Source organism: Shinella sp. WSC3-e (genome assembly GCF_945994535.1).
Lineage (GTDB): Bacteria > Pseudomonadota > Alphaproteobacteria > Rhizobiales > Rhizobiaceae > Shinella > Shinella yambaruensis.
On sequence record NZ_OZ000530.1, the window covers coordinates 2,660,598 to 2,675,887 of the forward strand.

The 15,290-nt window shown below is 65.4% G+C and carries 14 protein-coding genes; 3 read left to right on the top strand and 11 right to left on the bottom strand.

What is annotated here, in order from left to right; genetic code table 11:
- Nucleotides 1–38: 38 nt before the first annotated feature.
- A complete protein-coding gene (locus AABF56_RS13155) occupies nt 39–593 on the bottom strand; it encodes an RNA polymerase sigma factor (RefSeq protein ID WP_024270843.1) in 555 nt (184 codons plus the stop codon).
- Nucleotides 594–600: 7 nt separating this feature from the next.
- Nucleotides 601–807, bottom strand: coding sequence for a NepR family anti-sigma factor (locus tag AABF56_RS13160; RefSeq protein WP_272806257.1), 207 nt, complete (start codon nt 805–807; stop codon nt 601–603).
- A gap of 131 nt (nt 808–938) precedes the next feature.
- On the opposite strand from AABF56_RS13160, the gene AABF56_RS13165 reads away from it, so the two are divergent.
- On the top strand, nt 939–1,733 hold the full coding sequence (locus tag AABF56_RS13165; protein ID WP_272806258.1) for a response regulator: 795 nt from the start codon (nt 939–941) through the stop codon (nt 1,731–1,733).
- A gap of 380 nt (nt 1,734–2,113) precedes the next feature.
- Here AABF56_RS13165 and AABF56_RS13170 read toward each other — a convergent pair whose 3' ends face one another.
- From AABF56_RS13170 to AABF56_RS13210, 9 genes are all read right to left on the bottom strand, one after another.
- Nucleotides 2,114–3,697: an FGGY-family carbohydrate kinase gene (locus AABF56_RS13170; protein WP_272806259.1), complete on the bottom strand. Its 1,584-nt coding sequence runs from the start codon at nt 3,695–3,697 to the stop codon at nt 2,114–2,116.
- On the bottom strand, nt 3,697–4,389 hold the full coding sequence (locus AABF56_RS13175) for an HAD family hydrolase (RefSeq protein ID WP_272806260.1): 693 nt from the start codon (nt 4,387–4,389) through the stop codon (nt 3,697–3,699). Before AABF56_RS13175 ends, AABF56_RS13170 begins: the two co-directional genes overlap by 1 nt.
- Before the next feature lie 79 nt (nt 4,390–4,468).
- Complete coding sequence (locus AABF56_RS13180) at nt 4,469–5,953, bottom strand: mannitol dehydrogenase family protein (protein WP_272806261.1); 1,485 nt, start codon at nt 5,951–5,953, stop codon at nt 4,469–4,471.
- A gap of 56 nt (nt 5,954–6,009) precedes the next feature.
- Nucleotides 6,010–6,783, bottom strand: a complete 774-nt coding sequence (locus AABF56_RS13185) for an L-iditol 2-dehydrogenase (protein ID WP_272806262.1) — start codon at nt 6,781–6,783, stop codon at nt 6,010–6,012.
- Nucleotides 6,780–7,781 carry an ABC transporter ATP-binding protein gene (locus AABF56_RS13190; RefSeq protein WP_272806197.1) on the bottom strand — a complete coding sequence of 334 codons (1,002 nt, stop codon included), beginning with the start codon at nt 7,779–7,781 and terminating at the stop codon, nt 6,780–6,782. Before AABF56_RS13190 ends, AABF56_RS13185 begins: the two co-directional genes overlap by 4 nt.
- Nucleotides 7,782–7,804: 23 nt before the next feature.
- Nucleotides 7,805–8,629: a carbohydrate ABC transporter permease gene (locus AABF56_RS13195; RefSeq protein WP_245083430.1), complete on the bottom strand. Its 825-nt coding sequence runs from the start codon at nt 8,627–8,629 to the stop codon at nt 7,805–7,807.
- Between the two features lie 68 nt (nt 8,630–8,697).
- Nucleotides 8,698–9,570, bottom strand: coding sequence for a carbohydrate ABC transporter permease (locus AABF56_RS13200; protein ID WP_272806198.1), 873 nt, complete (start codon nt 9,568–9,570; stop codon nt 8,698–8,700).
- A 258-nt stretch (nt 9,571–9,828) separates the two neighbouring features.
- Nucleotides 9,829–11,142 (bottom strand): ABC transporter substrate-binding protein, encoded by a 1,314-nt coding sequence (locus AABF56_RS13205; RefSeq protein WP_272806263.1) that lies wholly within the window; start codon nt 11,140–11,142, stop codon nt 9,829–9,831.
- 159 nt (nt 11,143–11,301) lie between these two features.
- Nucleotides 11,302–12,255, bottom strand: a complete 954-nt coding sequence (locus AABF56_RS13210) for a sugar-binding transcriptional regulator (RefSeq protein WP_272806264.1) — start codon at nt 12,253–12,255, stop codon at nt 11,302–11,304.
- 246 nt (nt 12,256–12,501) lie between these two features.
- Here AABF56_RS13210 and AABF56_RS13215 point away from each other — a divergent pair, with 246 nt between their 5' ends.
- Complete coding sequence (locus tag AABF56_RS13215) at nt 12,502–13,863, top strand: NAD(P)-dependent oxidoreductase (protein WP_272806265.1); 1,362 nt, start codon at nt 12,502–12,504, stop codon at nt 13,861–13,863.
- Between the two features lie 15 nt (nt 13,864–13,878).
- On the top strand, nt 13,879–15,192 hold the full coding sequence (gene preA / locus AABF56_RS13220) for an NAD-dependent dihydropyrimidine dehydrogenase subunit PreA (protein WP_272806266.1): 1,314 nt from the start codon (nt 13,879–13,881) through the stop codon (nt 15,190–15,192).
- The last annotated feature ends 98 nt before the right edge of the window (nt 15,193–15,290 follow it).

The window sequence follows — 15,290 nt, forward strand, 5'->3', positions numbered from 1 at the left end:
TCCCGCCGCCCGCAGGATCGCGGGCGGCGGGTGTTCCGTCAGGATGCGAAGGCGCGCGACGTGATCGGCGCCGAAACCGCATCCGGGCCATAGTCGCTTTCCCCGCTCACCTGCAAGAGCTCCTGCAGGCGCTGGCGGGCGCGGTTGACGCGGCTCTTGATCGTGCCGAGCGCGCAGCCGCAGATTTCGGCCGCCTCCTCGTAGGAAAAACCGGAAGCGCCGACGAGAATGATCGCCTCACGCTGCTCGTCCGGCAGCTTTTCCAGCGCCTTCTTGAAATCCTGCATGTCGAGCGAGCCGTACTGCGAGGGATGCTGCGCCATGTTCTCCGTGAAGAGGCCGTCCGAATCCTGCACCTCGCGGCCGCGCTTGCGCATCTTGCTGTAAAGCTCGTTGCGCAGGATCGTGAAGAGCCAGGCCTTCATGTTCGTGCCCATCTCGAACTGTTCCTGCTTGGCCCAGGCCTTCATGATCGTGTCCTGCACGAGATCGTCGGCCTGGTCGTGCCGGCCAATCAGCGAAATGGCGAAGGCACGCAAGCTCGGCAGGACTGCCAGCAGTTCCCGCTTGAACGTCGTCTGTTCCTGATCCATCGTATCCTCACTCGGCCCGTTGGACGCGGCTTTCCACAGCATCCAGTTTCTCGAGAAGATCCAGGAACCTTTGGGGAAGCGCCTCATCCTGTACCTGATGGTAGAAGGCGCGAAGCTTCATCGCAATCTGCGCATTAGGGTCTTCGCTCGCGGGGGATCGCTTCCCGCCTCTTTTCTTGTCCACGCTGTTCACAGTGCCACTCTCATCTTTCATCTGCGCCTTGCGACGAATTCGGCGTGAAAATGCCCGGCGTCAAAAAAAGTTCCCGGCACCGGAACCTTAATTTGGCTTCCGCGTTCAAACCGTCAACTGCCATTGCAACAATTTCTAAACAGGGGACCCTCATGCCGATTTCCGACCGTATCGGGCCGCACCTTCCGGCGCTTCGCCGCTATGCCCGCGCCCTCACCGGAACGCAGCCTTCCGGCGACGCCTATGTGGCAGCCACCCTCGAAACCATTCTCATCGACCCCTCCGTCATGCCGGAGGGCGAGGACGACAAGGCGAAGCTCTTCGGCCTTCTCAGCCGCATCATTTCCTCCCTGCCCGTTTCGGTGAGCCGCAGCACCGTCGCCATCACGCCCGGCACCGAGGCCCCGTTCGACCTTTCCGGCGTGCCCCCGCTCGGCCGCCAGGCGTTGCTGCTGGCGACGGTCGAAGGCTTTACGGTCGAGAAGACGGCGGAAATCCTCGACGCGGAGGTGAGCGCCATCCGCGCCCTTCTCAACGCCGCCTTCGCGGAAATCGCGGCACAGGCGGAGACCGGCATCATGATCATCGAGGATGAACCGCTGATCGCCCTCGACCTTGCCCACATGGTCAACGGCATGGGCCATCGCGTCACCGGCATCGCCCGCACGCAGGCCGAGGCCGAAATGCTCTGGAGCGACAGCCGGCCCGGCCTCGTCCTCGCCGACGTGAAGCTCGCCGACGGAAGCTCCGGCATCGATGCGGTCAATTCCATCCTCGCCCGCACGGACATTCCCGTGATCTTCATCACCGCCTATCCCGAGCGGCTGCTCACCGGCGAGCGGCCGGAACCGGCCTTCCTCGTTTCCAAACCGTTCAATCCGGAGCAGGTGAAAGTACTCATCAACCAGGCTCTCCTCTTCACCCCGCAAGCGCGCGCCGCGGCCTGATCTCGCTCCCGGACGGCCGCAGCGGCGGCGCGGCCGGCGGCGGTGGGAGGCACGCCCACCGCCGCCTTTATTTAACTGGATTCTGGGTCGGTGGGAGGCACGCCCACCGCCGCCTTTATTTATCTGGATTCTGGGGCAGCAGGACGCACTCTCGCCACCCTCGGGTTTCTCGCCCGGACTTCTCACGCGCCAAAGAAAACAGCCAGCGTCTGGGAGACACTGGCTGCTTGAGTATCCACGGACCGGAGGGGGACACGGTATCGTGGTCGATCACCGGTCGAGGGCCTCGCATTTGGGGGATATGCGCTGACCGGTGACGCAAGGAAAACCCGCAGCGCACGATTTGGTTCCAGCCGGTCGGAATTTTTTTCACGCCGCCGTCAGTCGATCGCTTCCAGCTCGGCCCTGTGCCGGTGGAGTGCGAGGAACCGGCGATAATCCCGGTCATAACCGGCCTTGCGGGCGGGATCGGGAAGAAGGGTGCTGCTCCCCGGATACATCTGCCGTCCCGCGGCCGGCAGATCGGCATGGAGCCCGCCGGCAACTGCCGCCGCCATCGCCGTCCCGAGCAGCACCGCATCGCCGGTCTCCGGCACCACGACCCGGCAGCCGGTGACATCCCGGTAGAGCTGCATCAGCAGCGGATTGCGCACATGACCGCCGGTGACATGCAGCGTATCGAGCGGATAGCCGCCGGCGCCGAGCTTTTCGAGGATGTGGCGGATGCCGAGCGCGATGGCGACCGAGGTCCGCCAGTAGAGGCGGCAGAGCCCATCGAAGGAGGCATCGAGCGAAAGGCCGCTGATCACGCCGAGCGCATGCGGATCGGCCAGCGGCGAGCGGTTGCCGTGAAAATCCGGCAGAACATGCAGCCGCGCGGCGAACGCCTCGCCCTCCTCCGCCTGCATTTCGCGAATGCGCGCGACGATGCGCGCATGGTTCGCCGCCGAAGGCTCGCCGCCCGCGCTGTGCGTGCGCACGATATGGTCGAGCAGCGCCCCCGTCGCGGACTGGCCGCCCTCGACCAGCCACCAGCCCGGCAGCACCGCCTCGTAGTAGGGGCCCCACATGCCGAACCCGAACCGCTTCTCGCGCGAGAAGGCGACGATGCAGCTCGACGTGCCGCCGATGAGGGCGAGCTGCCGCTCCAGCGCCTCCGGTGCGCCGGCAAAGGGCCCGAGCACGCCGAGCGTGCCGGCATAGGCATCGATGAGGCCGGCCGCCGCCACGCAGCCGGTATCAAGGCCAAGCTCCGCGGCCGCTTCCGGCGCAAGGCGCCCGACAGCCGCGCCGACCGCCAGCGTCTCCTGCGGCAGCGCGCCGCGTTCGCGCAGGTCCTCAAGGCCGATCGCCTTCAGGAAACCGTCGTTCCACGGCTGTTTTTCATGGGAGAGATAGTTCCATTTCGCCGTCATCGTGCAGCGCGAGCGGGCATTCACGCCCGTCGCCCGCCACGCCATGAAATCGGCGAGATCGAAGACATGGCCCGTTTTCACCCATTGTTCCGGCCGGTGGCGCTTCAGCCACATCAGCTTGGGCATTTCCATTTCCGGCGACATGATACGCCCGGAATGGAGCAGCGCCGGATGCTCCGTCGCCGTGCAGAGGTCGGCCTCCTCCAGCGCGCGGTGATCGAACCAGGCGATCGTGTCCCAGCGGGCCTCCTCGCCGCCGGAGACGGCCAGCGGCCGCCCCGCCGTATCCCTGACGACGAGCGAGCAGGTCGCGTCGATGCCGAGCGCGGCGATACGGTCCGCCTCGACGCCCGCAAGCGCACGGGCCGCCCGGATCGCCGTGCAGGCCGCCTGCCAGATGTTCTCCGAATCATGCTCGGCGTGGTTCACGCTGGGCCGGCGCAGGGCGATCGGATGTTCGGAGCGTCCCAGCAGAGTGCCGCTCCGGTCGAATACGCCGGCCCGGGCACTGCCCGTGCCGATGTCCACCGCAACGATCAGATCGCGCATCAATGCTCTTTCCCGCCGGCCTCTTCCTTGCGGACAAACTGTAACAATTCCCGCATGTCGTCAAACAGGGCATCGGGGCCGAGGCTCAGCAGCGCGTCGCGGTGGCGCGGCGTGCGCGCATGGGAGCCGCCGGTGAAGGCGACCACCCGCATGCCGGCGGATTTCGCCGCCGTGATACCGGCCGGGCTGTCCTCCACCACCACGCAATGGCCGGGCGCGACGCCCATGGCCGCGCTGGCATGCAGGAAGAGATCGGGCGCCGGCTTGCCGCGCGCGACCATGCTGGCGCTGAAGATGTTCGGCTCGAACCTGTCGATAAGGCCAGTGACGGAAAGCGACAGGCGGATACGCTCGAGCTGGCTGGAGGAGGCCACGCAATGGGCGATGCCGAGCCCGTCCACCGTTTCGGCAATGCCGTCGATAGGCTGCAGCTCGGTGCGGAACCGCTCGTAGAGCACTTTTCGCATCGCTTCCAGAAAGGCCGCATCGATCGCCAGGCCGTAATCGGCATGCAGGATTTCCGACATGCTCTTCAGGCTGCGGCCGAGGAAACGCTCATGGGCCTCCTCTGCGCTCATCGCGACGCCCGCCGCGGCCAGCGCCTCGACCAGCACCGCAATCGAGATCGGCTCGCTGTCGACGAGCACGCCGTCGCAATCGAAGATCACCAGTTCTGTCTGTTTGGCGGCCATGACGTCCCGTTCCATTGTCAGGCCCCCGTGGTACTGTCTGCTCCCTTCGTTGGAAAGCCCCGGATGTGTGGGGATTTCCTCAATTCACCAGCCTGTCGTCCAGATAGGCCTTCAGCGTCGACCGCGTGCCCTTCTGCTGGAGGGACCGGAGCGCATGGGCAAACCGCCCGGCGAAGAGGTCGGACGCGGCAACCGTGCCGAAGATGTCCTTCAGGGCGAGGAAGGCGCCCGGGTCGCTCTTGGCCGCCGTCGCCGCCGCGCGGACGCGCTCGATATTGGGATCGTTGAAGGCGATGTCCTTGCCGCTGTCCGTTGTGCCGGCGAGATAGTGGCACCACAGCGCCGAGACGAGCGAGAGGCCGATGACGTCCTCGCCGCGCGACAGCCGGTCGGCGGTGGAGGGCAGGATGAATTTCGGCTGGCGGTTGGAGCCGTCCTGCGCGAGCCGCGGGATCGTGTCGGCGATCTTGGGGTTGGAGAAGCGGCGTTCGATCAGCGAGAAATAGTCGTTGAGGTTCGTATCCGGCACGGGCGGGATGACGGGGATGATTTCCTCGCGCTCGAGCTTGGCAAGGAAGGCGCGGATGTCGGGATCCTCCATCGCCTCGTGCACGAAATGGATATCGAGCAGCGCCGCCGGATAGGCGATCGCCGCATGGCCGCCATTGAGGATGCGGATCTTCATGTGCTCATAGGGCGCGACATTGGGCACGAACTGCACGCCGACCTTTTCCAGCGCCGGGCGGCCTTGCGGAAAATGATCCTCCAGCACCCACTGCTTGAACTCCTCGCAGAAGACCGGCCAGGCATCGTCGATGCCGTACTCCTCCGCCACGATGCCGATCTCGCGCGGGCCCGTCGCCGGCGTGATGCGGTCGACCATGCCGTTCGGGAAGGCCACATTGGCGTCGATCCAGTCGGCGAGATCGGGATCGGAAAGACGGGCGAGGCCGGAGACCGCCGCATGCGTCACCTCGCCATTGCCCGGAATGTTGTCGCAGGACATGACGGTGTAGGGCGCAATGCCCTTGTCCTTGCGTGCCTTGAGGCCGGCGAGGATGAGGCCGAAGACCGTTTTGGGTTCCGCCGGCTGGGCGGCATCGGCGGCGATCGCCGGATGGGCCGGATCGAAGACGCCGGAAGCGGGATTGATGAAATAGCCGCCTTCGGTGATGGTCAGAGAGACGATGCGGATCGCCGGGTCCGCCAGCTGGGCGATGGTCGTCGCCGCATTGCCGGGCGCGAGGTAGCCGATCATCGCGCCGGTGACGCGCGCGCCGGAGCGGTTGTTGTCCTGCTCGACGACGGTGGTCAAGAAGTCCTGGCCGGCCAGCTTGTCGCGCATCGCCGCGTCGGACGGCAGCACGCCGGCGCCGATGATCGCCCAGTCATGATCGAGGCCGAGATTGAAGAGGTCGTCGAGATAGACCGCCTGGTGCGCCCGGTGGAAATTGCCGACGCCGAAATGCACGATGCCCGCGGCAAGGTCGCCGCGTCCATAGGCCGGAACGCCTGCGGTCTTTTCGACCGCATCGAGGGTGGCGAGCGACAGTTTCGTGGTCATGGTCCATTCCTTCCGGTTGTCCGGTCTATTGCGAGGCGAGGTCCGCGTGGCGGGCCTCAGCTCATCCAGTTGCCGCCGTCGACATTGTAGGTCTGCGCGACGATATAGTTGCTCTCCTGCGAGGCGAGGAAGATCGCCATTCCCGTCAGGTCGTCCGCCGTTCCCATGCGGCCGAAGGGCACTTCTGCGCCGACCAGCCGCTTCTTCTCGCCGAGCGGCCGGTTCTCGTATTTCGCAAAGAGCGCGTCGACGCCGTCCCAGTGTTCGCCGTCGACCACGCCGGGCGCGATCGCATTGACGTTGATGCCGTGCTTGATGAGGTCCAGCCCCGCCGACTGGGTGAGGCTGATGACCGCCGCCTTCGTCGCGCAATAGACGGCGACCAGCGCCTCGCCGCGCCGCCCGGCCTGGCTCGCCATGTTGATAATCTTGCCGCCGCGCCCTTGCGCGATCATCTGCCTTGCCGCCGCCTGGAGGGTGAAGAGCGTGCCGGCGACGTTGATCGAGAACAGCCTGTCGTAGCTCTCCCGCGTGATCTCGACGATCGGCGCGAGGTCGAACAGCGCGGCGTTGTTAACGAGGATGTCGATGCCGCCGGCCTCCTTAACGCAGGTCGCGATGGCCGCATCGATCGACGCCTGCCGTGTCACGTCCATCTCGACCGCGTAGGCGGCCGGCCCGATCTCGCCTGCCGTCGCCTGCGCCCGCCCGATGTCGATGTCGGCGATGGCGACCCGCGCGCCCTCGCGCATATAGGCCTCCGCGAAGCTGCGGCCGATGCCGCGCGCCGACCCGGTGATCAGCGCGCTTTTGCCCGCGAGCCGTTTCATCGGCTGGCGTTCCCGTTTTGGTCGAAGCGATGGATTCGCGTTTCGTCTGGCGTTAGGAAGACGGTGTCGCCGTGTGTTACGGGGAAGTCGCCGCCGGCGCGCACGGTGACCATGCCGATGGCCTCGGCATTGACGTGCAGGAAGGTGTCGGAGCCGAGATGCTCGGCGACGCCGACGACGCCCTTCCAGGTGCCGCCCTCCTTGGACAGGCGGATATGCTCCGGCCTTATGCCGACGGTCGGGGCGTTCCAGGGCCTGGCCGCCTCGCCCTTGACGAAGTTCATGCGCGGCGAGCCGATGAAGCCGGCGACGAACAGGTTGTCCGGCTTGTTGTAGAGATCGAGCGGCGAGCCGACCTGCTCGATGTTGCCGGCGTTCAGCACGACGATCTTGTCGGCCATGGTCATCGCCTCCACCTGGTCGTGGGTGACGTAGATCATCGTCGTCTTCAGCTGGTGGTGCAGCTCGGAGATCTCCAGCCGCATCGTGCCGCGCAGCGCCGCGTCGAGGTTGGAGAGCGGCTCGTCGAACAGGAAGGCCGAGGGCTCGCGCACGATCGCCCGGCCGATCGCCACGCGCTGGCGCTGGCCGCCGGACAGCTGGCCCGGGCGGCGTTCGAGATAGTTGGTCAGGTTCAAGACGCGCGCCGCTTCCGCCACCTTCTTCTCGATGACGGCCGGATCGGTCTTGGCCATCTTCAGGGGGAAGGCGATGTTGTTCTTCACCGTCATGTGCGGATAGAGCGCATAGGACTGGAACACCATGGCGAGCCCGCGCCTGGCGGGCGCGGCCGATGTCACGTCCTTGCCGTCGATCTCGATCGTGCCGCTCGTCGTGTCCTCCAGGCCCGCGATGAGGCGCAGCAGCGTGGACTTGCCGCAGCCCGACGGGCCGACGAAGACGACGAACTCGCCGTCCTCGATCGTCAGGTCGATGCCCGGAATGACCTGCGTGGCGCCAAAGCTCTTGTTGACCTTTTTAAGGATGATCTTGCCCATGATGGTCCCTCCCGTCTGTTTCGTTACTTCACGGCGCCGAAGGTGAGGCCGCGGACAAGCTGTTTCTGGCTGAACCAGCCCATGATCAGGATCGGGGCGATGGCGAGCGTCGAGGCCGCCGAGAGCTTGGCCCAGAACAGACCCTGCGGGCTGGAGAACGAGGCGATGAAGGCGGTCAGCGGCGCGGCGTTCGTCGTCGTCAGCCGGATCGTCCAGAAGGCCTCGTTCCAGGCGAGGATGATGTTGAGCAGCATGGTGGACGCAATGCCCGGCACCGCCATCGGGGTCAGCACGTAGACGATCTCGCCCCACAGCGACGCCCCGTCCATGCGCGCGGCCTCCAGGATCTCGCCGGGGATCTCGCGGAAATAGGTGTAGAGCATCCAGATGACGATCGGCAGGTTGATCAGCGTCAGCATGACGGTGAGCCCCACGCGGCTGTCGAGCAGGCCCGTGTCGCGGAAGATCAGGTAGATCGGCACCAGCACGGCGACGGCCGGCATCATCTTGGTCGACAGCATCCACATCAGGATGTCCTTGGTCCTTCTCGTCGGCGAGAAGGCCATCGACCAGGCCGCCGGCACGGCGATCAAGAGCGCCAGCAGCGTCGAGCCGACCGAGATGATCACCGAGTTCAGGAAGAACTTGAAGTAGTTGCTCTGCGCCTGCACGGCCGCGTAGCTCTCCACCGTGCCCGACGGCAGGATGTCGAAGCCCTGGATCGCCTCGGTCTCGGACTTGAACGAGGTGATGATCGTATAGAGGATCGGGAAGAAGAGGATCAGCGCGATGATCCAGGCGGCGATGGTGAAGACGGCGGTTCGTCTTGTCGAGACGGCTCTGGCCATGGTCTTGTCCTCCCTAAAGGCTGTTCCGGGACCGTGCGGAGCGGTGTTCCGTCCGGAACGGCGGTAAACTACTTGTCCAGGTTCTTGCCGACGGCGCGCATCAGGAAGAAGGCGACGATGTTGGCGAGGATGACGGCGATGATGCCGCCGGCCGAGGCGCCGCCGACGTCGTAGCCGAGCAGCGCCGTGCGGTAGATCAGGAACGGCAGGTTGGTCGAGGCATAGCCCGGCCCGCCGTTGGTGGTGACGAGGATCTCCGCATAGACGCCGAGCAGGAAGATCGTCTGGATCAGGATGACGACGGTGATCGAGCGGGAAAGATGCGGCAGCGTCAGGTAGACGAAGCGGGAGACGAAGCCGGCCCCGTCCATCTCCGCCGCCTCCTTCTGCTCGCCGTCGAGCGATTGCAGCGCGGTCAAGAGGATGAGGGTGGCGAACGGCAGCCATTGCCAGGCGACGATGATGATGATCGAGAACAGCGGATACTGCGCGAACCAGTCGACCGGCTGCAGGCCGACGGCGCGGTTGATGTCCGCCAGCACGCCGTAGCCCGGATGCATGATCATGTTCTTCCACACCAGCGCGGCCACCGGCGGCATGACGAAGAAGGGCGAGATGATCATGATGCGCACGATGCCCTGGCCCCACATCGGCTGGTCGAGCAGCAGCGCAATCGCGATGCCGCCGACGACGGTGATCAGCAGCACCCCGCCGACGATCAGGAGCGTGTTCCAGATCGACTGGAAGAAGGCCGGGTCGGTGTAGAAATACTGATAGTTGAACAGCCCCGCCCAGCTGACATTGGCCGGGTTCAACAGGTTGTAGTTCTGGAACGAGAACCACAGCGTCATCGCCAGCGGAACGATCATCCACACCAGAAGCAGCCCGACTGAGGGCGCCAACATCAACCGCGCCAAACCACGCGTGTTCTCCGTCGCCATGCTTTCATCCTCCCGAAAGCCGGCATGGCCGGCCTGTACAATCGCTTTACGAATTTATGGCGCAGCCGCCCCTCACCTGCCTGCCGGCATCCTCTCCCCGTAAACGGGGCGAGGAACGATGGGCGCGCCGTTTTCCTCCTTCTCCCCGCCTGCGGGGAGAAGGTCCCGGCAGGGGGATGAGGGGCGGACCCGGATCAGCACTCGTCTCATCGGCTGCCCGGAGCGCGTCCGGGCAGCCTGTCCTTGGGGAGGAGATGATTACTTGATGTAGCCGGCGCGGGTCATTTCGCGTGTCGTGACCTGCTGGGCCTGGGCGAGCGCGTCGTCGACCGACATCTGGCCGGCGAGCGCGGCCGAGAAGAGCTGGCCGACCGTCGTGCCGAGACCCTGGAATTCCGGGATCGCCACGAACTGCACGCCGACATAGGGCACCGGCTTGACGGCCGGGTTCTTCGGATCGGCGGCGTTGATCGAGTCGAGCGTCATCTTGGCGAAGGGCGCGGCCGCCTCATAGTCCGCATTCGCATAGAGCGAGGAGCGTGTGCCCGGAGGAACGTTCGCCCAGCCTTCCTTCTCCGCGACGAGCTTGGTGTAGTCCTTGCTGGTCGCCCAGGCGATGAACTTTTCCGCCGCCTCGGCCTTCTGCGTGCCTGCGGGAATGGCGAGGTTCCAGGCCCAGAGCCAGTTGCCGCGCTTGCCGAGGCCCGTATCGGGGGCGAGGGCATAACCGACCTTGTCGGCGACCGTCGATTCCTTCGGGTTCGAGACGAAGGAGGCGGCGACCGTGGCGTCGATCCACATGCCGCAATTGCCCTGCTGGAACAGCGCCAGGTTCTCGTTGAAGCCGTTCGAGGACGCGCCCTGCGGGCCGGCATCGTTCATCAGCTTGACGTAGAAGTCGAGCGTGTTCTTCCATTCCGGCTGGTCGAACTGCGGCTTCCAGTTCTCGTCGAACCAGCGGGCGCCGAAGGCGTTCGCCGTCGCCGTCAGGAAGGCCATGTTCTCGCCCCAGCCGGCCTTGCCGCGAAGGCAGATGCCGTTGATGCCGGCCGTGCGGTCGGTCATCTTGCGGGCGGCGTCGGCGATGAACTCCCAGGTCGGCGCGTCGGGCATGGTGAGCCCGGCCTTCTCCATCAGGTCCTTGCGGTACATGACGAAGGAGGATTCGCCGTAGAACGGCGCGGCGTAGAGCTTGCCGTCCTCGCCCGTCAGACCGGCGCGGATGGCCGGCAGCAGGTCGTCGACGTCGTAGTCGGCGCCGAGATTGTCGAGCGCCACGAGCCAGCCCTGCTTGGTCCAGATCGGAACCTCATAGGTGCCGATCGTCATGATGTCGTACTGGCCGCCCTTCGTCGCGATGTCGGTCGTGACGCGCTCGCGCAGAACGTTTTCCTCGAGCGTCACCCAGTTCAGCTCGATATCGGGGTTCTTGGCCGTGAAATCGTCCGTCAGCCCCTGCATGCGGATCATGTCGCCATTGTTGACGGTGGCGATGGTGAGCGTTTCGGCATTGGCGAAACCGCACAGGAGCGCAGCCGAGCAGGTGCCCAGCAAAAGGGTCTTCAAATACATTATCTTCCTCCCAGAAAGGTATTGAGCATTTGCTTTGCTCATGGGCAATTACTCGCATATTGCCGCAACAAGTCAACGGCCAATCGTTGCTGCACCGCACAAAGCAGAGCAACGGCCGTTGAATCTCATGGAGAATTTTTACCGGGAAGGCGGCTCGGATCAGGCCGAAAGCAGGTGGCGGGCGGTGGCCTCGTCGGTGATGACGCCGTTGATCATGCGCCCGCGAAGCGCCGCCAGAAGCGCCGCATACTTGCGCTTGCCCTTGGCAAGGCCGATGACGGTGGTGGTCTCGCGCGGCGGCAGCGGCACGGAGGCGACGCGCTCGTTGATGCTGCCTTCGAGCAGCCTGCCGTCCCGGTCGAACATCCAGCCGCAGATCTCGCCGGCGGCCCCCTCCTCCATCAGACGGGCCATCTCCTCCGGATCGAGGAACCCGTCGAGGCAGAGCGGCGCATCCGCGCCGAGCTCGCCGATGCCGACGAAGGCGACATCCGCCTCGCGGCCGAGTTGCAGCGTCGATTGCACGAGGCTCTGCTTGTGCAGGAGGTCGCGCTCCTCCGTGGAGGAGACGAGAACCGGCAGCGGCATCGGATAATGCCGGGCCTTCACCGCATCGGCCATGGAGAAGATGACGTTGTAGTAGGCCGCCGAACCGTCCGGCCCGATATTGCCGGTCAGCGACATGATGCGGTGCTGCGGACATTCCATCGCCGGAAGCTGGTCGATCGCCGCCTTCAGCGTGCGCCCCGTGCCGACGGCGAGCACGATCGGCTCGGATTTCTTCAGCCAGCGCTCGATCTCCGCCGCACCTGCCTCCGCAATGCCGATCGTCGTGGAGGTGGAGCCCGGATCGCTCGGCACGATATCGACATGCACGAGGCCGAACTTCTTCTTCAGTTCCTCGCCAAGCTCCAGGCATTCGGCGATCGGGTGGTCGAGCCGCACCTTGATCAGCCGCTCGGCGACGGCGAGCGAGACGAGGCGCTGCGCCGACTGGCGGGAGATGCCCATGGCGGCGGCGATCTCGTCCTGCGTACGGCCCGCGACATAGTAGAGCCAGCCGGCCCTTGCCGCATCGTCCAGCCGCCCGGTGGTTTCCGCCCGCTTCGCCATGGTTTTCCCCTGCTGTTCCAGACGATTTGCTGCATCTTTTCCGGCGACCTGTCAAACGCCATCTGATGGCGCAGCCGGAACAGCACTCCGGAGAGCGGCAGGAAAACATAACCATAATTCTCATGTTTATTTTCGCTGGAAGCCCTGAAAAACCAGCCTTTCTTTTGAAATTTTACCGTTTGATAAAAAAATAAAGCTGGGTTACCGTTCTCTCATTGAAAAAGCCCACGCGAATGGGAGATAATTATGGGAACGACGCAATCTGGGATCCATCGGGGGCGTCTTGCGCCTGCCGAATACGAGACGAACTTTTCCGACCTTCATCCTCGCCTCGACGATCACGAGGCCCTGGTCGCCGCCGACCGCTGTTACTTCTGCTACGACGCGCCGTGCATGACGGCCTGTCCCACCTCCATCGACATTCCGATGTTCATCCGCCAGATCTCGACGGGCAACCCGATCGGCTCGGCCAAGACCATCTTCGACCAGAACATTCTGGGCGGCATGTGCGCCCGTGTCTGTCCCACCGAGACGCTCTGCGAGCAGGCCTGCGTGCGCAACACCGCCGAGCACCGGCCGGTGGAGATCGGCCGCCTGCAGCGCTACGCGACCGATGTCGCGATGACGGAAAACAAGCATTTCTACGAGCGCGCCGCCCGCACGGGCAAGGCCGTGGCGGTCGTCGGAGCCGGCCCGGCGGGCCTCGCCTGCGCCCACCGCCTCGCCATGAACGGCCATGACGTCGTGATCTTCGAGGCACGCGAAAAGGCCGGCGGCCTCAACGAATACGGCATCGCCACCTACAAGGCGGTCGATGATTTCGCCCAGGCGGAAGTCGACTACGTGCTGTCCATCGGCGGCATCGAGGTGAAGAACGGCCTGAAGCTCGGCCGCGACTTCACGCTTGCCGACCTCACCGCCAATTTCGACGCCGTCTTCCTCGGCATGGGCCTTGCCGGGGTCAACGCGCTCGGCGCGGAGGGTGAGAACCTGCCCGGCGTCGTCGACGCGGTCGATTTCATCGCCGAGCTGCGCCAGGCGACGGACAAGGCGACCATCCCGGTCGGCCGGCGCGTCGTCGTCATCGGCGGCGGCATGACGGCGATCGACGCCGCCGTGCAGGCAAAGCTGCTCGGCGCGGAAGAGGTGACCATCTGCTACCGCCGCGGCAAGGAGCACATGAACGCCTCGGAATTCGAGCAGGACCTTGCGGCCTCCAAGGGCGTGATGATCCGCCACTGGCTGCAGCCGAAGCGCGTCATCGCAAGAGACGGCCATGTCGCCGGCATCGAGGTGGAATATACCGAGATGCGGGACGGCAAGCTGACAGGCACCGGCGAGACCGGGGTGCTGGCCGCCGACCAGATCTTCAAGGCCATCGGCCAGACCTTCGAGGCTGGCGGCCTCGGTTCGCTCGCCATGGCCGGCAACCGCATCGCCATCGACGCGGAAGGCCGCACGTCCATCGCCAATGTCTGGGCGGGAGGCGACTGCGTGAAGGCCGGCGAGGACCTGACGGTCACCTCGGTCGCGCAAGGGCGCGATGCGGCCGATTCCATCAACCGCATGCTGGCCGCCGGTGCGCAGCCCGCCGTTGCCGTCGCTTGAAGGGGAGGATGAGACATGGCTGATCTTCGCAACAATTTCGTCGGCATCAAGTCGCCCAACCCCTTCTGGCTCGCCTCCGCGCCGCCGACCGACAAGGCCTACAATGTCGAGCGCGCCTTCAAGGCGGGCTGGGGCGGCGTGGTCTGGAAGACGCTCGGCGAGGAAGGCCCGCCGGTCGTCAACGTCAACGGCCCGCGCTACGGCGCGATCTGGGGCGCCGACCGCCGCCTGCTCGGCCTCAACAATATCGAACTGATCACCGACCGCGACCTCTACACCAACCTGCGCGAGATGAAGCAGGTCAAGATGAACTGGCCGGACCGGGCGCTGATCGCCTCCATCATGGTGCCCTGCGAGGAGGAGAGCTGGAAGGCGATCCTGCCGCTGGTGGAAGAGACCGGCGCGGACGGCATCGAGCTCAATTTCGGCTGTCCGCACGGCATGTCCGAGCGCGGCATGGGCGCGGCGGTCGGCCAGGTGCCGGAATATATCGAGATGGTCGTGCGCTGGTGCAAGCAGTACACCCGCATGCCGGTCATCACCAAGCTGACGCCGAACATCACCGACATCCGCAAGCCGGCCCGTGCCGCCAAGGCAGGCGGCACCGACGCCGTATCGCTGATCAACACGATCAACTCGATCGTCTCCGTCGACCTCGACAGTTTCGCACCGAACCCGACGGTCGGCGGCAAGGGCACCCATGGCGGTTATTGCGGCCCGGCGGTCAAACCCATCGCCCTCAACATGGTCGCCGAGATCGCCCGCGATCCGGAAACCTACGGCCTGCCGATCTCGGGCATCGGCGGCATCACCACCTGGCGCGACGCGGCGGAGTTCCTGGCGCTCGGCGCCGGCAACGTGCAGGTCTGCACGGCGGCGATGACCTACGGCTTCAAGATCGTGCAGGAGATGATCACCGGGCTCTCCAGCTGGATGGATGCCAAGGGCCACCGCAGCCTCGACGACATCATCGCCCGCGCGGTGCCCAACGTCACGGACTGGCAGTACCTCAACCTCAACTACATCGCCAAAGCCCATATCGACCAGGACGCCTGCATCAAGTGCGGTCGCTGCCACATCGCCTGCGAGGACACCTCGCACCAGGCGATCACGCAGTTCGTCGACGGCATCAGGCATTTCGAGGTGATGGAGGACGAGTGCGTCGGCTGCAACCTCTGCGTCAACGTCTGCCCGGTGGAGAACTGCATCACCATGGTGGGCCTGGAGCCCGGCGTCCTGGATCAGCGCACCGGCAAGCCGGTCGATCCGAACTACGCCAACTGGACGACCCACCCGAACAACCCGATGGCGCGGCAGGCGGCGGAGTAAGGGAAGGTTTGAGCCATGGCCGGCGCTTGGCAACAGCCCCGAAGCGCCGGCCTCTATATCCGGCGTCGCGTTGCCGGCCTCTGTTCCTGGCGCGACCG